This is a genomic window from Paenibacillus sp. FSL R5-0623 (genome assembly GCF_037974265.1).
In the GTDB taxonomy this organism is placed as follows: domain Bacteria; phylum Bacillota; class Bacilli; order Paenibacillales; family Paenibacillaceae; genus Paenibacillus.
Genome location: NZ_CP150233.1, coordinates 867,846 through 888,063, shown reverse-complemented (window position 1 = coordinate 888,063; position 20,218 = coordinate 867,846). Strand labels below are relative to the sequence as shown.

Below are 20,218 nucleotides of genomic sequence, written 5' to 3'. Positions count from 1 at the left end.
TAATTCACCAAGTTGTACGAGATGTGCCGCAGAAATACAACAAGGAATATGAGGAAACGCAAGCAAAACAGAATTTCCACATAAAAAAGGAGGCCTCCTCCTCATGCCCGTCACCTGACATGATTAGGATAACCCCCGATGATTTTTGCAATCAGATTAATCCTGATTTTTGGAGAAGTCGCTCAACAATTGTAGCCACCTCAGCCCTTGTAATATGTGCCTTGGGTGCGAGCTTACTATCACTTCTACCTGAGAAAATACCCGCTTGTATGCTTTCAGCTATACCCTTGTTTGCCCATACAGACGAGTCTGATATATCGATATACTTTTGAAGCTCGGTTGATCCGGATTGAACGGGAAGTTTTTCTTTTAGCCCTGTAATGCCCATGGCTCTTGCAATAATATTCATGGCCTGATCTCGTGTGATTTTGTCGTCAGGACGGAACGTTCCATCTCTGAAGCCATCTAGTAATTGATATTCATAGGCCGTATTGATTGCGCGACTGTACCATGCATCGGCAGCTACATCAGAGAATACGTTCTTGGATGAATCCAATTTCAATCCCAAGCCACGAACCAATACCACTGCAAATTCAGCCCGGGTAATATCTCGTTCTGGGGTGAACATACCTTCGCCTGTCCCTTTCATCACCATGCGAGAACCCATATCATTCACTTCGGCTTTAGCCCAGTGAGTTTGCATATCCTGGAATTCGATCGGATTCCATACAATGGAGTACGTACTGTTGGATAGACTGTTCACCTTGGCATAATAATTCGCATCATTAACAATGACTTGAGTCGGTACGTGACGAACTGATCCATCCGTGTCGATGACTATACCTGTCGTTATTCGGTTGGGATCTACTCCCTCAGGAATTGCAATCGTTCGTTCAACATACGCGTTGAAATTAGAAATGTTAATCGTCTGGTTACCGTAAATACCGCGCAATTCAAAATTATGCGATGGGGCAACCAGTGTAAACCTGTTTTTTTCAGCTGTATCTGCTACTACCCTCAGTATCTCTGATCCAGGAGCCGAAATCTCAATCTGAATCTGAATATCTTTGAGATTAATCGACTGCCCCAGTTGATTGGACAACGCTTGGATATTGATTTGTTGAGAAGGTAATGTGTAGGTCGCAGAAGGCGTTTGAATTTTCAGAGTTGCGTTTTTATCCTCCATGTTCTTGATCATCTGACCATTAAGTTCCCCAATGACAACATCAGATTGTGTATTTAGCAGAATGGTGACCGTAGCCCCATTTCCTTCTGCGGAGAGCTTTTCATCCAGTTTCACGGAATCTACCGTTACTGTGGTTACACTTTGACTATTTCGCTCACTTGAAGTTGCTGATCCTATGTTTTCCACTTTCCCGTTGACCATTACATCCACACCTGAATTTCCTGGGTTCGGAACTTGAGTTCCTGATGTAGGTGGCTGACTCGGAGTCGTATTGCCTCCACTACCACCAGTACTTCCTCCTCCTCCGCCACCGGTATTGCCGCCATTACCTGTTGGTGCCAACGGGATGATCGTATTGGATAGTAACGAAGACTCACTACCTCCTGCTTGGTTCTTTGCTTTCACTGTAAACGTATAGCTCGTTCCGTTGGTTAATCCCGTGATGATTATTGGGCTACGTGTTCCAGTCACGACTCTATTATCTGGTAGAACATTCACCTCATATGCCGTTACGGCACTTCCTCCATTGTCTGCTGGAGGATTAAAGCTAAGGGTAGCCTGTCCGTTACCAGCGACTGCTATTACGGATGATGGTGCTTCTGGAACCGTTAATGGAGTTGCACTTGCCACATTAGACTCCGCACTCAAGCCACCCAATCCGCCTGCTTTCACCATAAAGAAATAAGTGGTTCCATTAATCAGATTTTCCACACGATAATTCCCATCCGTCACGGTGGTGATGGCGTTACTGCTAAATTGACCGGATACTGTTGATAAATAAACTTCGTAATATGTCGCTCCCGGCACGTTACTCCAAGTCAGCTGAGCCTGACGATCTCCAGGGGTTACTACCAAATCCTGAGGATTGGCCGGCACATTTGGCAAGTTGATCGCTTGAACAACTTGGAATGTCTGGTCCAGCATATTGTCCGCAGATATAAGAACCGTCGCAGTATAAGTGCTTGCTGGCAAACCATCCTTAACCGTTACCGTGAAGCTGGTTTCAGCCCCTGGGTTAAGGGTAGACACTGTAGGTTGTGTTACTTCAAAATCCGACCCGCTCGCCCCACCAGATGTTACCTCCAAGTTAGTCAATGTACCCGTACCGATATTTTTCACGGTAATGGTTAATGTTTCTTGACTACCCGAGGCATAGCCCTGAATCAATGCTGCTGGGGTTTGATCCGAAATATTCTCAATGATATACGTTAGTGCTGGTTGAATGGCAACTACAGCAACATTGCTCGTCGTCGTTGCGGTCTTCGTCCCATTTACGCCATTGTTGGTGTTGGTCACGACCGCATAATAGTAGATCGTTCCCGCACTTGTGGTTGGCACTGCATATGTTGAGCCTGTTGCCGCATTGATTGGCGTGCCGCCCGTGGTGCTGTTAGTTTCGTTGCTATACCATTGATAGCTTAACGTTCCTCCATCACTGACCGTAGCGCTTACACTCAGTGTTGGACTATTTGCTCCCTCGTCAACTGTGGCACCCGTTGGCTGTGTGTTAATCGTTGGCGTTACTGCATGAACCAGCGCATTCACGGTGACTTGTGCCGCATTACTCGTAGCGGTTGCGGTCTTCGTTCCATTTACACCATTGTTGGTGTTAGTCACGATCGCGTAATAGTAGGTCGTTCCTGCATTCGTGGTTTGCACTGCATACGTTGAGCTTGTTGCCCCATTAATCAACGTACCACCCGTGGTGCTGTTGGTAGCGTTGCTATACCATTGGTAGCTTAGCGTTCCTCCATCACTGACCGTAGCGCCTATACTCAGCGTTGGACTGTTGGCTCCCTTGTCAACTGTGGCACCCGCTGGTTGTGTGTTAATCGTTGGGGCTGAAGCAGAAACGATGGCATCATCAAGCACAATATCATTAATACCATGCCAACTACCTTTATCAGTTGAATATAAAAGAATCATATCCACATTATCGAAGTCTTCATTTAATAAAACATGTTTAGAGTGATAATCTGCAATTACTTCGTCATTTTGAAATGAATGGGTAGCAACCAACGCGCCATCCCGATACCCTTCAACTTTAATATTTATTGGTCCTTCACCCCAGTTTGAATAGAAGAATCCGTTAATTTGAAACTCAGATGCATCACTCGTTCTAATCCCCATTCCTTTCCAACCATAATTAATGTCTGTTTCATAAGTAGTCAGAAAAGGAAACCAACCATCTACCTCTGTATTTGCATAGATGAGAGTTCCAGGCATCATTGTTCCACTAACATCACTAATATTGTAAAATTGAAAAACCTTTTCAGGGATATTTATTGAGCCACCATCGCCATCTTCAGCAATTCCATCAGCCCAGACACTACTATCAGTTGTAGAAAACGTTACTGTTGTTTGGGCCGCTGCTGATGCAGTTCCCAACCATTGACTCCCGATAAATCCATTGGCTACAACTAATGTAAGGCATAAAAAAATGATTGAAACTCTCTTGTACATGATCACTGAACTGTTAATGGTCATCAGTTCCTTCCTCATTCTGGAGTGAGCTACTGTCTAAGCAACGCTTATTTGATCAGCCTCCCATGATTCAAAATACCTATCAATTGACATTATTCGACACTTCACACTAAAATCCTTTAGCACATTAAACAATGAAAATATTTTTTTTTTGAAACAGCCTCTAAAACTACGATCAACCATTCATTAATTCTCCCCCGAAATTTTCTCTGACAATAGGTATGCCTGAAACCATCAAAGGGCTATTTCGTATTATTATCTTGATCATATTACCTTGAAAAATGGGAGACTTTACATGCCTGACTTTTTACTGGTTTTATTTTTGTTTAACCTGTCTCTCTTTCTGCTTCACGAAATGGATGCCATCCGGCGGTCCGAGTGGAAATTGTTCATGGTGTTAAAAGATATGGAAGATGATAAGGCCTATAGGTATTTCACTTGGATTCACCTGCCAATGTATACCATCATCCTCTCTATGCTTTTTAGCTCGTATCAAAACATTACATTTTGGGTGCTGGATATCTTTTTCATCATACATACCGTATTACACTTCTTTTTCGAAAAGCATCCTCGAAATGAATTTAAAAACGGGTTCTCCAGATCATTGATCTATCCTATGGGAATAATCGCTTTAATTCATTTGATATTCCTAATTATCTAATCTGTTTACACCGACAGAATGAAGGAAGCTGGAAGGGTATTGTTGAATAACAGTGAATATGGAGGTGTGCCTATGCAGCAGCATCATGCAGAACGAGTTGAATTATTTGTTTCCAACACCCAGATCATCAAGAAGTCGTTCAAATGGCAACATGCAATGATGCAACGTCTGGTTGCCCTGCTCTATGCAGCGGAGAATAAAACAGCGGATGGGGAAGCTATTCTTCAAAGCCATGAGTTGATTAAGCAAAACACAAAACTCTTCTCTGCATTCAGAGGTAATTCGGCCATTAGCATTGCTGCCATGCTCTCCCTTACAACGGATGAAGAGACGAGACTGGCAGAAACCTTGCATGTCTATGACTTGATGAAAGAGATCAAATTCCGCAACTCTGATTATCTGGTTATTGCCGCCTATCAGATCGCTACTCAGACATCACCTGACCAGTTTCAACCTACGGTGGAGCGGGCCAAATTATTTTATGACGGCATGAAAGCAGAGCATCGTTTCCTCACTGGACAGGATGACTACATTTTCGCTGCCATGTTAGCCCTTTCCGATCTCAACGTGGATACTGGTGTGGCACGTATGGAACAACTTTATGGCGAATTAAAACCGGAGTTCTCTTCCAGAAACAGTGTGCAGGCGTTAACACAGGTACTGGTTCTTGGAGATGATCCCCCCGATGCAGGTGCTCGTGTGATTGCTTTAAATGAAGCTTTTCGCAAAAGGAATCTTCGAATGGACAAAACGTATACGTTAGCCTCTCTCGGAATACTTTCTCTACTGCCTTCGGACAGAGACTCATTAGTGGAGGATGTCGCGGAAACAAATGACTGGTTACGGACTCAAAAAGGCTTCGGTGCCTGGTCAATCGACAAACAGGAGTTGCTCCTGTTCTCGTCTGCTCTGGTAGCCATTCAACATGTGGAGAATCTGCGGAACGGTGTGCTTACGACAGCAATCTCAACCAGTATCACAAATATTATCATCGCTCAACAAGCAGCCATGGCCGCAACTGCCGCAGCATCGGCTGCTGCCGCTTCTTCATCATCCAACTAATAAGTGCCCCTGTTACCTTCAATATAAGATGAAAAAGACCCTCCCGAGTTCAAGTTGACTCGGAAGGGTCTTAAAACATTCAAACCTACACCTAAAATAATGTTCATCATTCGCTAGGATATAATCCCCGTATCCCGGAATTCTTCCACGAAACTATCCAGCCAATCCGAACCATAGTCCAGCGCACCCGTATCACTCTCAATAAAAGCAACATCTAGTCCCATCACCCAGAATCGGCGAGCAACAATAAAGAGATCAACCGCCTGCTCATCTTCGGCAGAGAAACTTCTGACTGAACGATATCCTGCCATGAGCGCATCCCATAATGCTGCTTTTCGCTCATCAGACTGTCTTTTACGAACTTTCACTTGAGCTAAATCATAGGCACGCCAGCCTTTGGCTGCCCACTCGAAGTCATAATGGATGAACTGATGTTCCTGTTGAAACACATTGTTATTCCCATGCATATCGCCATGGCACAGACCAAAGTCCAGGTCTTGTCTGGATGTGGCAACGATGCGTTCTTTTAACGTTGTGGCAAACGTATGGAGAAATGCTGCTGCTTCATTGTTCTCACCGATATAGTGGATAATTCGCTCAAGGGGTTCGTCAATAAGTAACTTCAGATCCAGCTCATATCGTGGTAGCTCCATGTTCACCTGATCCATAGCTTCATGCAATTCAGCGGCAGATTGGCCAAAGGCGTAACAAGACTCCTCATCTTCCAGGTTGTTCTCCGTACCCTCAATATACTGAAACATTACAGCAACCCGTTTGCCTTCCGCAGCCTCCAACACCGTATATCCCGTATGATCTTTCTTCTCGATGTATTCTCCAATGTCGGTATGTTCCGCAGAACCTAGAACGTTCTTCAGTTGAGACAATAACGAAAGTTCATACTGAACATCTGCCTCCGTGATTTCAGTGCGGTAGATACGGAGAATGTACATGCCACTGGACGTACGAACCCGGTAAGTATCATTTAATCCTTTAAGCCAAAACAAACATTCTTCCCATGTTCCAATGTCATATTGATTACTCAATGCAGACTCCAGGTACCTGGGGTTAAGCACTGAACGTAAAGCAGTCGGTTGAATGGACATATGGTTGCTCCTTCGGTTTAATATGATTATTTCTCATCTGATGAACGATGTAATCCTTTCACCTATCAACCTATAACATAGTATATTTTTCGTTTATTTTCCAGAATATATATTTTGATAAACAAATACTCTTTAGACTCCTATAGCTCCATCTCTCTCATCAGCAGGTTAGATAGGGCTATTTGCATTGACTCGCTTTCCAGGTTTCAGCAGGTTATTACACTCTGGGTCGGTGCCAGCACTCGACAATGCAGCACATTCACGAAAGGCAAAATGTTTGCAACCCCTACATTTCTGAACATCCAGATGTAATAATGCATAATTGATGGCTTCACCCGTGTGCTCAAACATATGATCCGAACCAATCCGTTCAATCAAACCTGTTCTCTTCAGCATTTCCAGCGGTTGCGCCTGAATGCCTGAAAGTAAAACCCTGCCCCCGGATCTCTCCATATGTTTGACAACACGGGCCAGATTGGATTCACCTGTCGTATCCATAAAAGGCACCTTGCCCATGCGCAACAGCAGAGTGCCTGGGCGCCGATGAATCGAATCCATGACCGCCTTCTCGAACATATCCGCTGCGCCGAAAAACAGTGGCCCTTCAATTGTATACAGGCTTATTTGCGGACAGTCATGTCCTTCCCGAACCATGTGGGCCATGACTTTCTCATGTTTATGATCGGGATCGGGTAGTACTTTGGCAACTTTCAACATCTCACTCATCCGTTTAACGAATAAAAGGACAGCAAGAATCAACCCAACCTCTACAGCCGTTGTTAAACTTGTAAATACGGTCAGCAAAAAGGTAATAAGCAGAACGAGCGAATCACTCGTTTTGGTTTTCATGACATGTATGAAGGATCTTCGTTCACTCATATTCCAGGCAACCAACATGAGAACGGGAGCCATACTGGCAAGAGGAATGTGGGATGCATATGGCGCAAAGAGAACAAGTACCAGCAAAACCACCACACCGTGAATCACGCCAGACCATGGCGATACTGCGCCGGATTTGATATTGGTTGCTGTGCGTGCAATCGCTCCTGTTGCAGGAATACCACCAAACAACGGCGTCACCATATTAGCAATCCCTTGCCCAATCAACTCTCGATTGCTGTTATGCCGACTTCCGGTCATGCCATCTGCAACAACTGCGGATAGCAGCGATTCAATTCCACCCAGCATGGCGATGACAAAAGCGGGTTGCAGCAAGTTCACGATACGCTCCCAAGTGATCTCAGGCACATGAAACTGAGGCAAGGAGTTAGGTATATTGCCAAAGGACGAACCGATCGTAGCCACCTGCCCTTCAAAAAAAAACGCTGCGACTACCGTCGAAAGAACTAGCCCCACCAGTGATGCAGGCACCTTTGGTGCAAACCTGGGCACAAGCAGAAGAACAGCCAGACAGATTCCAGCTGTAAGCACACTGTATATATTAATCGTCGAGATATGCATCCCGATTTCTTTCATATTGGACCAGAAATCCTCGTGTTTCTCGATGCCTCGAAGTCCCAGAAAGTTCGTAATTTGTCCGCTAAAAATAATGACGGCGATCCCGGCCGTAAAACCGATAGTCACCGGCTTTGGAATAAACTTAATTAATGCCCCGAGCTTGAATACGCCCATTAGTACAAGCATCAAACCGGCCATCATTCCGGCGATCAGCAGATTCTCATATCCATACTGCATCACAATGGCAAAAAGGATCGGAATGAATGCCCCCGTTGGCCCGCCAATCTGGAACTTGGACCCACCCAGCAAGGAAATGAGAATCCCTGCGATTACTGTGGTATACAATCCATACTCCGGTTTGACTCCGGAAGCGATGGCAAAGGCCATACCGAGTGGAATCGCAATGATACCTACAATCAGTCCTGATAACAGATCCTTGCGAAAAGCGGCAGCATTGTACCCTGCATATCTCCCCATCCATTTCATGTACAAAAACCTTCTTTTCTTCATATATTTGAATATTTGAATATATTTAAAAGACTACTCCCCTGCATACGTCCTGTCAATCGGATTACGCACAACCCCAGCAGGAACCTAACACAAAAAAACAAGAACCTCCGGCGATTATACCCCGTTGCTCTTGTTTATTGTGTCAGGACTCTTTACGAATATCTTCCAGCATGGAAATGGCATCAACCAGATGATTGTCAAAAATCTGTTTGGTGACTGCGAGCAGGTCCTTAATCAGCGGATCACGCAGTGAATAGGTGACGGTTGTCCCTTCTTTGATTCCCTGGACAACGTTTTTGCTGCGCAATACAGCCAGTTGCTGTGAAACGGCAGAGCCTTCCGATCCCAGAATGCTTTGCAGTTCATTCACGTTTTTGGCTCCTTCACTCAGCAGCTCCAGAATCTGAATCCGCATCGGGTGTGCCAACGCTTTGAAAAAATCCGCTTTAAACTGTTGTATGCTCTGATTCATACGCTATGCCCCTTCAATCGAACTTTTGAAGATGCAAATATCATAACATAGAACGGGTACCATGCTTTACTCTAACCATAACGGTTTGATGGAAAAATTAAGATTGACCTTGAAGTACACTTCAACCTTTATACTTTACTTATAGTCTCCACAGATCGTATATCTGAACTCCATCAGGAAGGGTGATTCCTCAATGAACATGTATATCCATAATCACAAACGCTCGTTGACGAGCTTTCTATTCGAGAAATATATCGGAACGTTAGATACCAAGAAAACTTTTTCAACACGCGAGCTTACCCGCAAACACCTGGATCATATGGGCTTGGAAAACATTAAACCTTATATCTTGGGTAAAACAAAACTGTCATCTTCCATCAAAGAGCGCTCCCATGAAGACATGCAGGTGTTCACCTTAAACGATCAGCATTCCCGTGAACAGAGGGTCATTCTCTACATTCATGGCGGGGCGCATACACACCAGCCGCTGTCTTTACACTGGAAATTCATGGACCGCATGGCTCAGGCTCTGAATGCCAAAGTTGTTGCTCCCATCTATCCAAAGGTTCCGCATTTTAATTATCAGCACACGTATCCGAAACTGCTCAATCTATACCGGGATCTGCTTGCCTCCGTGGACGACCCGGCACAACTCACCATTATGGGGGATTCCGCAGGCGGGAACATATCCCTGGCCTTGGCCCATTATCTGAAGATGCATGATCTCCCGCAGCCCAAAGATATCATCTTGTTATCACCTTGTGTGGATATGGTGCTGGACAATCCGGTCATATTTGATTACGAGACCCGCGACCCTATGCTCGCTGTGGAAGGGTATGATGTCATCCGGCGGATCTGGGCAGCTGACAAACCATTGAACGATCCGTTAATCAGTCCAATCTACGGAGATTTCGCCGGTCTGGGCAAAATCAGCATCTTTATCGGGACTCACGAGGGCTTGTTTCCTGATAATATGAAGCTCGACAAGCTGCTGACGGATCAAAGAATCGATCACCAAACGTACGTTTACCCCAAAATGAACCATGTCTTCGTCCTCTATCCGATTCCGGAAGCCAGGGATGCTCAGCGTAAAATAGTTAACATCATTAAAGACTCAACATATGAAACTAATCAATAAGCTGTAAACGCCTCCCCCGTACTCCTTTGGCAAAAAGAACGAAAAAAAGCTCAATCCCTGGACTACCGCCACCGGATTGAGCTTTCTTGCTGTTATTCTGTCATCTAAATATTAATTATATGAACCATATTCAAACCAGTCAAAGTCCGCTACCTGATCGGAAGAAGTACCGTTGCTGCTGCTAAACATTCCGATACAACAGCCAACAAAGCCGCCGGCTACTTCGGTGCTCAGGCTACTTGTATCCACCTGTTCCGCCACCAGATGATACTGACTTCCATCCGTGCTGTAATAGAAGTTTAGTTGCTGACCTGTCGCAGCCAGTTTGATATACACTCGTGATACATCACCCTCCAGCGCGATTTGCGCAATATGGCTATCCTGACCATCTATAACGGTCACCACACGCAGCACCTGCTGATTCTCGGCCAGAGCACGCTCAATCCGTACGTGATACTGATCGTTCTGAATGACGACAAGACCAGCCGTTTCGTTGGCATTCCCGGGCACAAATTCCATCGCTGTAGCTGCGACATAATCCATATGCCTTTGACGCAGACATACAAAGCTGGAATTTTCTTTTCCCTTCAATGTTTGCGGTTTCAGTTTCAGCCGCAAGTATCCTTTTCGTTCGGTTAATGAATACAGGTCTTCCTGTGGATTACGCAGAAACATCCATTGCAAGCCCAGTTTATCACTGTCAAAATGGTCAAAACGCAGTTGCGGCTCTACTGGAACAGGCTTCAAATCCAACGAGCCCTGCTCCTCCAGGATGCCGCGGCCCTCATTGACAACAGGCCATCCGTCCTCCCAAACGACAGAAGCAAGGAACGTCTCTCGCCCCAGATTGCTATAGCTCCCTCCATATGGACGCGAAGCAAGCATGACCATGAACCATTGACCGTTCGCAGCCTGCACCAAGTCGGCATGTCCTACATTAACAACAGGGTAACGTTTACCCAAATGGCGATGTGTAATGATTGGATTATTCGGATTCCCGACGTATCCTTCGGTCAAACTTTTGCTACGAGCAATGGTCACGGCATGGTTGGGCCCTGTGCCTCCCTCTGCAATCAATAAATAGTAATACTCATCGATCTTATACAGATGCGGGCCTTCCGGCCAGATGACATCCACCATCGCCCCGCGCCACAGAACGTAGCTGTCTCCCACCAGCTTCATACTGCCCAGATCAAGCTCTCTCAGCCAAACTTCCCAATTGCCATTATAACGAACTCCCTCAGAGCAAGGGCGTGTACCAAGGTAATACGCTTTGCCATCATCGAAGAAAATCGTAGGGTCTATGCCTTCTGCGCCTTCAATAAAATAAGGATCAGACCATGGCCCAGCCGGGTCGGTAGCGGTTACAACAAAATTGCCGCCATGTGATACATTGGTTGTAATCATATAGAAGGTGCCTTCATGATACCGAAGCGTTGGAGCGAATATCCCCTGTGAATGGCCTGCTCCCTGAAGATTTAATTGCGAAGGGCGGTCCAGCACATTGCCAATCTGTTTCCAATTCACTAGATCACGGCTCTGAAAGATCGGAACGCCAGGAAAATAGGCAAATGTGGATGTCACCAGATAAAAATCTTCACCCACCCGGCATACGGATGGATCTGGATAAAACCCGGGCATAATCGGATTGTTAAACGTGCATTGTTCGCTTTGATTTGCATTTTTCATTCTTTTACCCCTCCAATGGTTAGTCCAGTCACAAAGTATTTTTGCAAGAACGGATACAGTAAAACAATCGGCATTGCCGTCACAACCGTGATTGCTGCCCGAATGGATACAGGCGTCACCATGTTGGTTACATTTTTGAATGAATCCACGTTGACGGTTCCCCCCTGTGAGGTCGCAGAGGATAACAATTTCATCAGTTCATACTGCAAGGTGGTCAAATTCCGATTTCCTGCCGTGTACAACATGGAGTCAAACCAGGAGTTCCACTGACCTACAGCAATAAACAGTGCAACCGTAGCCAGAACCGGCTTGGATAACGGAAGCACGATACGCATGAAAATCCGAAAATCTCCGGCTCCATCCATCTTCGCGGATTCAATCAATCCCTCAGACAGTCCCTGAATGTAGGTACGAATGACGATCATGTTGAATACCCCGATCAACCCGGGAATAATGTATACCCAGAAGCTGTTCAGCAGCCCCACTTGTTTGATCAGCATGTATCCCGGAATTAAGCCGCCGCTGAAATACATCGTCATGACAAACAGCGTTGTGACCAATTTGTTAAACATATACTCCTTGCGGCTCAGCACATAGGCCAGCATGGCTGTACAGAACAGCTGTACAACCGTTCCCACCACGGTTCTGGCGACCGAAACAAATGCAGCTTGCGTCAGATTCGGATTCTGGAATACGGAAACGTAATTTTGTAGCGTCCATTCCCTCGGCCAGAGATAGATCCCCCCACGGATCGTATCCAGCCCGTTATTGAAAGATACGGCAATGGTGTTTAAAAAAGGATATAACGTAACAACCATGACAAGCAACATAAATATGCCATTGGTGATAGAAAAAATAGAGTCTCCCAAGCTTCGGTTTCTACTAAATCGTTTCACAGCTCTGCCCCCTTATCATATCAATCGCTCTTCACCAAGAGACTTGGCAATCCCGTTGGCGATAAATATGAGCACCAGACTGACCACACTTTTGAAAATGCCTGCTGCGGTGGCAAGTGAGTAGTTGCCGAGATTAATCCCGTATTTCAAAACAAAAATGTCGATCGTCTCGGATACATCCTGCACAAGTCCGTTCCCCAGCAAGTATTGAATCTCAAAACCCGCGTTCAGTACGTTACCAACGTTGATGATAAGCAGGATAATAATCGTTGGTTTGATGCTTGGAAGTGTGACATTGAACATTTTACGAAACCGTCCGGCTCCGTCGATGGAAGCTGCCTCGTACAAGCTCGGATTAATCGACGCCATGGCCGCCAGATAAATAATCGTGCCCCAGCCAATTTCCTTCCACATGCTGGACAGACCTACAATCCCCCAGAAGTACTTTGGTTCGGCAAAAAAATTGATCGGTGCATCAATCAGGCCCAATTTCGTCAACAGCACATTCACTATTCCTGTTTCCGTTGACAATACATTCGCAACGATACCTGTTACGATGATCCACGACAGGAAATGTGGAAGGTAGGAAACCGTCTGTACCACGCGTTTGAACAATACCATTCGCAGTTCATTCAATAAGAGCGCCAGGCCAATCGAGCCGACAAATCCCAGAAACAGACTGATCAGGCTCATCGCCAGCGTATTGCGAATAACACGTAAAAATGTAGGGTCCGTGAATAACGTTCGGAAATGTTCCACTCCAACCCAATCCTGCTCCATAAAACCAATGCCCGGTCTATAATTCTGAAACGCCATCAACCAGCCCCATAATGGTCCATACGCAAAAATAGCGATAAACGCAATAAACGGAAATGACATCCACATTAATTGTCGCTGACTTTTCATTCTGGACAGGTTGTACCCGATCCAGCTTGTTCCCGCTGGGATATGGCTGGTTTTTAACGAAGGCTGCAACTCCTTTTTGGCCATGTTTTTTCTCTCCTTGCTTACGAGTTTATCTATATCACCCAGTCTGGGTGAATCGATTCCATTCCTATCCAATCTCCCAATCTAGCGTGTAAGAAAGGCTACGGGGTTCCCCATAGCCCTTCTGTGTGACAGGCCTTTATCCCCACAGTTCCATACGTCTGCTGACTTCTTCCGTCAGCGCATCTTCATACGCTTTAATATCTGCACTTTCCTTGAGCGTGGCTTGATATTCTTCCCAAGCCTTATCAAATTCGGCTGGTGAAGTCATAATCACTTTGGGCAGCCATTTGCGTTTTACATCATCCATTTTCTGTCTGGCTATGGTCTCCGGTTTATTCGGTTCAAAATTATAGGTATAGATTGGGAACCACGGTTCATTTTCCTCCGCAGGCTCAAGGAAGTCGGTAAACTTCGTATATCCGTAAGCCTTCAGCACTTTTTTGTCGATGTCATTCAATGTGGCAAGGTACTCCTCCGGCTGCTCCTTAGGGTCAAGGGCATTCTTCCCGTCAGCGGTCATGCCTTCATGATGCGGGAAATAGACCAACGGGCTTCCCGTGTTTGCCAGCACCCAGTCCGGATCTTTGGAATTCGCACGTTGCTCTTCATTCCTGGAGAACACGCCTTTGTCATCGACTTGGTAATCCACGCCTTCCTGTCCCCAGGTTCTCAATACCTCCATCTCAGGGTCCAGCAAATCATTAATATATTGAAGTGCTCCCTCGATATCCTCGCAGCTCTTTGTAATGGCCAGGCCACCATTCACGTTAAGGATTGGATTGTTCTGATAGCGCCCTTTAACATCCTCGGAGAGTGTAATGGACAACGGTACATAGGTTTTGTCGTACAATTTTTGCTTCACGAGTGATGCCTCGGCGTCAAGGAACTGCCATCCTTGATCCACCATACCCAGCACACGTCCGGTTGAAATTTTGGAGATATATTGATCATAGTTTGCTGTAAAGGTTTCGTTATCGACCAGGCCTTGATGATATACCTCATTGATCTTCTTGAAATATGCCTTCGCTTCAGGAATGGTATTATAGTTTTTGGCCGTCAGCGTTTCTTTATCAACGATGGCTGCGCCTTCGTTCGGATAACCAGCCATGAAGAGCGGAGGGTTCTCCAGTGCGAAATAACGCCAGTCATAGGAGATAATTTCAAATCCAATGGTTGGCTGACCATCAACGGTCGGGTGAGCTGCTTTATACCGTTCAATCAAGTCGAAGTATTGGTCAAGCGTTTTGATTGTCGGATAATTATCCCACTCCAGTACGGCCTTCTGAATCCAGAATGCTTCTCCATCATGGGTTACTTTCATCGATTTCTCTTGTATATTGCCGAATTGAGGAATGAAGTAGATATGTCCATCCGTCGTATTTTTCATCTTCTTCCAGTCTTCGCCCAGGTAATTTTTGATGTTGGGATATTTATCGATGTAATCCTCAAGAGGTACTAACGCCCCTGCTGCTACCAGTTGCTGAGTACCATCACTCCCATCGATAAAGTCGGGATATTCGCCGCCTGCAATGAGTACACCAATCCGCTCTTTGGCTGTTTGGCCCGTAAGCCAGTCCATCGTGACTCTGACGCCTGTTTTCTCCTCAATAGCCTTTACCACCCGATTATCGTCAGGCGCAATTTTTCCCGGTACGGCAAAAAATGCGGAAAATTGTTTCAATTCCCTTCCATCTGCTGTCTTTTCCCCTTTCGAGGACGATCCCGGTGTACATCCAGTGAGTGCGATGACCAGTATTAAAGCGAGCAGAGCACTATACTTGATTCTTTTTCTAACATCCTTTTTCATCATGACCCCTCCATCGATTATATTGACAGAAGCTTTTTGGAAAGCGCTTTCCAAAGGCTGACTTAAAATTATCATGCTTCCATGCCCCTCTCAACGGGATAAACTATAGATGGAATCCCACTAATTCCAGCATCTGCGAAAAAAAATATCCCGCCGCTCCGTAAAGGAGTGCAGGATGTTAATCAAGAGAGTACGCAGCATGGGCACTTTTACGATATTGTGCAGGAGTCTCCCCCATGAGTTTCTCGAACCGGCTAATAAAGTAATCGGAATCCCGATATCCCACCATTGTTGCGATTTCGTATACTCTTTGATCTGTTCTGCGCAACAGCCGGGCGGCTTCTTCAACACGCAATTGATTCAAATAATCACTGAAGCTGATCGAGAAATGCTTTTTGAAAATCTGACCCAGATATGCGCTATTCATGTAAAACTGCTCCCCCAGCAATTTTAGGCTGATATTTTCTCTGTAATGCTCGTGAATGAAGGCCTCAATTTTGGCTAATACGCCCATCGCATTCGACTTTTGCTGCTCCTTCAGTTTCTCTGCGCACATGAGTGAGAATTCGCATAAATGTTCAATGTTTTCCTCCATGGATAACATCGCGTAGTTCACCTTCAGAAAAGTCGATTCCATCAGCCCGGAATCTGGAGTAACCGTATCGTTATTCACGAGATCCAGCAAAGTGTATGCCAAATAATGCAAGTGGATGCGGACAATACCAGGCTCGATTCGCTCATCCAAAAAAAATTGAAAAATGGCCTTTGCATGACTGTGTAACTCATCCGTCTGCTGTTCCTCAATAGACTTGACTAGCCCATCAAACAATTGTTTTTCGAACTGTCCCGGCCGATTAACAAATAAGGTTGTATCCATAAGTTCGAAGTAATAAATGGGCCTGCAAGTGGTGAAGAAACGTAAGCTTTTCATTATGCCGCAGGATTGATAAGACTCGTGCAGCGCCTCCAACTCATGTACTTCCTTCCCGACATAACAAGCAATAGCTGCCTCTTGACCATGGCTCAGATCGGCATGTAATCGGGTCAAATATTGCTCCAAGGTCACTGCCTCACGGTTCACCATCAGGTCCGTAAGCATGAGCAGAACCGCATTTTTATCACCTGTGAACGGCTTCAAAATTTGTCCTGGAAAGGGCTTGCCCACCCATGCCTCAACCCGAGCGCACCAATCCGTTCCCTGTTCTGGACCGGATTCCGCCTCAATCAGGATGCAACGCAGTATGCCCGCATCTTGATAGTGGGGCTGCAGACTCATAACAGCATCCTCCTCAGCCACCCCAAGCAAGATCGACTGCATATGCTGAGCCATAATAATCCGATCTTTTTTTTGCTGATATCGTTTCTCTTCCTCCCGCGCATTAAATGCGACCCTGAACTCCTCAAGCACCTGAACGAGTTCGGTCTTCACAATAGGCTTGAGAATATAGTCATCCACCTGGTATTTAATTGCCTGCTTGGCATATCCAAACTCATAGAATCCACTGAGAAGAATCAGCTTGATGTCACCGCTATATTGCTCGTACAAGGTTTTGGCAAGCTGCAATCCGTCCATTTCCGGCATCTTAATGTCGGAAATCACCAGATCAGGCTGCATAGCGCGTATGCACTCCAATGCCTGCATGCCATTGGAAGCCTGACCGCAAATCTGAAACCCGTAAGACTCCCAATCAATTAACAATAGAAGTCCTTGGCGAATAAATGGCTCATCGTCCACAATCAGCACGTTGATCATATCCTCGCTCCTTATTCTTGAGATGCCTGCATAAGAGGAATTCGAATGCCAATCGTTGTTCCCTTCCCCTTTTCACTGAATATGTGCACTTTAACGAAATCATCAAAATACATCCGCAGCCGAATATATGCATTCATCATACCAATGCTGCTAAGCTCGCTCATCCGATCCATACTCGGGTCTTGCATCATTTTGCGGAGCGAGGCCAGCTTGTCCTGATCCATACCGACTCCGGTATCTCGAATGGAAATGTACAGTTCATTACTTCGAATTTCGAATAAAACCTCCACGACCCCATCATTCGACGTCCCCTCAATGCCATGGATACAAGCATTCTCCACAAAGGTGAGAACGGTTAGCTTGGGTATCATCATGGCAGCAATGGATTCGTCAGTGATCCGGATTGCAAATTGCAGCTTTTCGCCAAAGCGATACTGCTGGATACTCAGATAACTCTCCACAAAATTGATTTCCTCTGCAATTGTAATCAGATCGTCGCCCCAATTGATCGTCTGACGTAACAGCAGTGCCAGTTTATGAATGACATCGGAGGTTTCAAGCTCGTCCTTGATCAAGCTCCTCATACGGATCGTTTCAAGCGTGTTGAACATGAAATGGGGATTCACCTGACTCTGAAGGGCTTTCAGCTCCGCCTGTTTTTTGGAGAGCTCAAGGGCTTGCCGCTCCACCTGACCCTTAAACACAATCTCAATCAGGTTCTTGATCTTGATGACCATCATGTTATAACTATGAGTCAGGCTGCCGATCTCGTCCTTGCCCACAGGTCCCGATATCACTTCAAATTTCTCATGCTTCACTTGATCCAGGTGCTTCGCTATCCGATCCACTCTGATGACCAGTGATCTGGATATTAACCAGATCAGCAGTGTGGGCACCAACAGATTAAGAATGATCAGCAAAGTCAAATTAAGCTTGGAATTAACAATCTCCGACAGAACGTCCAATTTCTCCGTACTGACGACAATCTGCCAATCCTCGGATACAACGGGAATCGATTGCATGGATTGAACAGGATCAATTGGACTGTTCGTAATCAGATTAAATGGCTTGCGCGTCTGATTCATTTTTGAATCGTTCGAGAAAATGACCCTGCCATCCGAAACGACATACACCTTCCCATTTGCTCCCTCATTTTTAAGCGATTTGTTGATGAAAGCGTAGTCCAGATCAACCTTTAACACCTTTTCAACCTGCTGCTCCCCAAAGTAATCCAGCTTACGAATAATGCTTACTTTGCGTCCTCCCTGACTTTGCGACATCTCCGCCTGCTGTTTGTCAAAGTACGAATAGATCATGATATGGTCACTCGTGTTCATCAGCGCCTGATACCAATCACTTTTCTTCACCTCATCATCCAGCTTAATAAAGTTTCCTCCATTGACGAAGGTATCATTGCCAACATAAAACGTAATTTGATTCACCTGCTGGTAACTGTAATAGTACCTGACCAGATTGTTGTTGCTAAGCATATCATAGTAGGCAGAGTAATAGTCTTCCTGATCGCGATAATTGAACTCCATGAACCGGTTCAGCGTTCCATCGGTATAGAGAAAATTGGACACATACAGGCTATTGTCTATACTGTTCCGCAGGTTGAACTTGATCCTTTGCTGCATTTCATTGAATCGGCTATGCTCCTTCTCTTCAATGTTACCTTTGATGCTTTGGTAAAACACGGTATTTGTGACCAGGACCGGGACCAGCACACAAAAAATGAACAATATGTACAACTTGGTTTTGAGACTCCAATCATCCAGAAACTGAATACGCTTACAGTATGTCTTTCGGCTCATGTTATGTCTTTGTCTCCTCTAACCATGTCATATATCAACATTATTATAACGAGTACAGGATGGGTTGGATACTGCAATCCAGGATTTCCGGGAAGCCTTTAATCAACCTCCCGTTCAACTGGCCCAACAAGACAGACACTAACACCCCACATATTTTCGTATGAACCCGATCTGATCTTAATTCGAAACGGGTATCACGTTATAATTTCAAGAGCATTTCGTACTGGCCCACATGATATGCAAAACCTGATTTGACCAGGAGGAAATCTTCCATCGGTTTCAGATGAGACTCCACATTGAGGACACTGATTCTAGGCGATTCTGTGCGTTGGACCATCTCTGTCAGGATGCTGCTTGCAATACCTTTGCCCCGGTAATTTTGGTTTACTGCAAGCTGTGGAACATCACCTGTTTTTTGATCTATAATGCCATAACCAACAATGCTGTGATCCTGACGTGCAACCACATAGATAAAAGCCTCCGGTACAGCGTAGATGGAATCAATTGAATTTTGCCAGGAGGGCTCCACATCCCAAAATTCCTTAAACTGCTCCACATCGATTCTCTCCACACATTCCACCGTACAGGTCGTTTGCGGTATGAATTTATCTTTTTGCAACTGGAAACATGAAAATTCCCTTTGGATTTTGAAGTTTTGTTTACTGTACAGCTGAACTGCAGATTCGTTGGATTGGATGACTTCCAGCAAATATTGCTCTACATTTTTTTCTTTTAACAGCTTTTGAATATTCAAGAGCAGATCGCTTGTAATGCCCTGCCGTCTGCAATCTTCTACAACGCCTGTCCCCAGGTCATATGCAGTTGTCTTTCCCTTCCAGCTTCGAAGTCCATTGATAACAAATCCGACCATTCTCTCATCCTTAAAGGCTCCCATAGAGATTTCGGGGTGATACCCCCTTCGTTGGAGCATCTGTTGAAACCTCCAAAAAGGCAAATCCATTTTAACCTGGTAGTCGGAGAACGCATCCACAAACGCCTCGTGAAGTGTTGCCATGCTTATTTGGTCCAACAATTTATAACTGTACATTAGGGCATTCTCTCCTTTAAAAAGATCAAAACAATAATATATTAGGGCTCATGATCCCTATCCTTATTTAAATATTCTACTAAATAGTGTTAACACTATACAGTATGATCCGTAATATAAAATCTGCTTCCTTCAGAGTTTTCAGAC

14 protein-coding genes are annotated in these 20,218 nt (G+C 45.2%); 3 read left to right on the top strand and 11 right to left on the bottom strand.

Annotated elements, in window-relative coordinates; all coding sequences use genetic code 11:
• Positions 1–151: 151 nt before the first annotated feature.
• Positions 152–3,649 (bottom strand): S-layer homology domain-containing protein, encoded by a 3,498-nt coding sequence (locus MKY92_RS04110; RefSeq protein ID WP_339299278.1) that lies wholly within the window; start codon positions 3,647–3,649, stop codon positions 152–154.
• Between the two features lie 316 nt (positions 3,650–3,965).
• Here MKY92_RS04110 and MKY92_RS04105 point away from each other — a divergent pair, with 316 nt between their 5' ends.
• Positions 3,966–4,331 (top strand): DUF6713 family protein, encoded by a 366-nt coding sequence (locus MKY92_RS04105; RefSeq protein ID WP_339299277.1) that lies wholly within the window; start codon positions 3,966–3,968, stop codon positions 4,329–4,331.
• A 72-nt stretch (positions 4,332–4,403) separates the two neighbouring features.
• Positions 4,404–5,393 carry a DUF4003 family protein gene (locus tag MKY92_RS04100; RefSeq protein ID WP_339299276.1) on the top strand — a complete coding sequence of 330 codons (990 nt, stop codon included), beginning with the start codon at positions 4,404–4,406 and terminating at the stop codon, positions 5,391–5,393.
• 113 nt (positions 5,394–5,506) lie between these two features.
• On the opposite strand, the gene MKY92_RS04095 is transcribed toward MKY92_RS04100, so the two are convergent.
• From MKY92_RS04095 to MKY92_RS04085, 3 genes are all read right to left on the bottom strand, one after another.
• Complete coding sequence (locus tag MKY92_RS04095) at positions 5,507–6,496, bottom strand: phosphotransferase (RefSeq protein WP_339299275.1); 990 nt, start codon at positions 6,494–6,496, stop codon at positions 5,507–5,509.
• 168 nt (positions 6,497–6,664) lie between these two features.
• Positions 6,665–8,440, bottom strand: coding sequence for a sulfate permease (sulP, locus tag MKY92_RS04090; RefSeq protein ID WP_339299274.1), 1,776 nt, complete (start codon positions 8,438–8,440; stop codon positions 6,665–6,667).
• A gap of 166 nt (positions 8,441–8,606) precedes the next feature.
• Complete coding sequence (locus MKY92_RS04085) at positions 8,607–8,936, bottom strand: metalloregulator ArsR/SmtB family transcription factor (protein ID WP_091038881.1); 330 nt, start codon at positions 8,934–8,936, stop codon at positions 8,607–8,609.
• Between the two features lie 193 nt (positions 8,937–9,129).
• Here MKY92_RS04085 and MKY92_RS04080 point away from each other — a divergent pair, with 193 nt between their 5' ends.
• Entirely contained in the window at positions 9,130–10,074 is a 945-nt protein-coding gene (locus MKY92_RS04080; RefSeq protein ID WP_339299273.1) for an alpha/beta hydrolase, read from the top strand.
• A 111-nt stretch (positions 10,075–10,185) separates the two neighbouring features.
• Here the strand turns inward: MKY92_RS04080 and MKY92_RS04075 are convergent, their stop codons facing one another.
• The 7 genes from MKY92_RS04075 to MKY92_RS04045 all read right to left on the bottom strand — a co-directional run bounded on the left by MKY92_RS04075 (position 10,186) and on the right by MKY92_RS04045 (position 20,071).
• A complete protein-coding gene (locus MKY92_RS04075; protein ID WP_339299272.1) occupies positions 10,186–11,763 on the bottom strand; it encodes a glycoside hydrolase family 43 protein in 1,578 nt (525 codons plus the stop codon).
• Positions 11,760–12,659, bottom strand: a complete 900-nt coding sequence (locus MKY92_RS04070; protein WP_036668326.1) for a carbohydrate ABC transporter permease — start codon at positions 12,657–12,659, stop codon at positions 11,760–11,762. Before MKY92_RS04070 ends, MKY92_RS04075 begins: the two co-directional genes overlap by 4 nt.
• Positions 12,660–12,674: 15 nt before the next feature.
• A complete protein-coding gene (locus MKY92_RS04065; protein ID WP_221818759.1) occupies positions 12,675–13,649 on the bottom strand; it encodes an ABC transporter permease subunit in 975 nt (324 codons plus the stop codon).
• A 136-nt stretch (positions 13,650–13,785) separates the two neighbouring features.
• Positions 13,786–15,459 carry an extracellular solute-binding protein gene (locus MKY92_RS04060; RefSeq protein ID WP_339299271.1) on the bottom strand — a complete coding sequence of 558 codons (1,674 nt, stop codon included), beginning with the start codon at positions 15,457–15,459 and terminating at the stop codon, positions 13,786–13,788.
• A 175-nt stretch (positions 15,460–15,634) separates the two neighbouring features.
• Positions 15,635–17,209: a response regulator gene (locus MKY92_RS04055; protein ID WP_339299270.1), complete on the bottom strand. Its 1,575-nt coding sequence runs from the start codon at positions 17,207–17,209 to the stop codon at positions 15,635–15,637.
• A gap of 11 nt (positions 17,210–17,220) precedes the next feature.
• Positions 17,221–19,023, bottom strand: a complete 1,803-nt coding sequence (locus MKY92_RS04050) for a sensor histidine kinase (protein WP_339299269.1) — start codon at positions 19,021–19,023, stop codon at positions 17,221–17,223.
• A gap of 199 nt (positions 19,024–19,222) precedes the next feature.
• Positions 19,223–20,071, bottom strand: coding sequence for a GNAT family N-acetyltransferase (locus MKY92_RS04045; RefSeq protein WP_339299268.1), 849 nt, complete (start codon positions 20,069–20,071; stop codon positions 19,223–19,225).
• Positions 20,072–20,218 lie beyond the last annotated feature (147 nt).

What these genes read in the sequence shown, in the direction of transcription:
- MKY92_RS04110 (WP_339299278.1), bottom strand. Translation starts at nt 3,649, where the DNA reads ATGTACAAGAGAGTTTCAATCATTTTTTTATGCCTTACATTAGTTGTA.
- MKY92_RS04105 (WP_339299277.1), top strand. Translation starts at nt 3,966, where the DNA reads ATGCCTGACTTTTTACTGGTTTTATTTTTGTTTAACCTGTCTCTCTTT.
- MKY92_RS04100 (WP_339299276.1), top strand. Translation starts at nt 4,404, where the DNA reads ATGCAGCAGCATCATGCAGAACGAGTTGAATTATTTGTTTCCAACACC.
- MKY92_RS04095 (WP_339299275.1), bottom strand. Translation starts at nt 6,496, where the DNA reads ATGTCCATTCAACCGACTGCTTTACGTTCAGTGCTTAACCCCAGGTAC.
- sulP (WP_339299274.1), bottom strand. Translation starts at nt 8,440, where the DNA reads ATGAAATGGATGGGGAGATATGCAGGGTACAATGCTGCCGCTTTTCGC.
- MKY92_RS04085 (WP_091038881.1), bottom strand. Translation starts at nt 8,936, where the DNA reads ATGAATCAGAGCATACAACAGTTTAAAGCGGATTTTTTCAAAGCGTTG.
- MKY92_RS04080 (WP_339299273.1), top strand. Translation starts at nt 9,130, where the DNA reads ATGAACATGTATATCCATAATCACAAACGCTCGTTGACGAGCTTTCTA.
- MKY92_RS04075 (WP_339299272.1), bottom strand. Translation starts at nt 11,763, where the DNA reads ATGAAAAATGCAAATCAAAGCGAACAATGCACGTTTAACAATCCGATT.
- MKY92_RS04065 (WP_221818759.1), bottom strand. Translation starts at nt 13,649, where the DNA reads ATGGCCAAAAAGGAGTTGCAGCCTTCGTTAAAAACCAGCCATATCCCA.
- MKY92_RS04060 (WP_339299271.1), bottom strand. Translation starts at nt 15,459, where the DNA reads ATGATGAAAAAGGATGTTAGAAAAAGAATCAAGTATAGTGCTCTGCTC.
- MKY92_RS04055 (WP_339299270.1), bottom strand. Translation starts at nt 17,209, where the DNA reads ATGATCAACGTGCTGATTGTGGACGATGAGCCATTTATTCGCCAAGGA.
- MKY92_RS04050 (WP_339299269.1), bottom strand. Translation starts at nt 19,023, where the DNA reads ATGAGCCGAAAGACATACTGTAAGCGTATTCAGTTTCTGGATGATTGG.
- MKY92_RS04045 (WP_339299268.1), bottom strand. Translation starts at nt 20,071, where the DNA reads ATGTACAGTTATAAATTGTTGGACCAAATAAGCATGGCAACACTTCAC.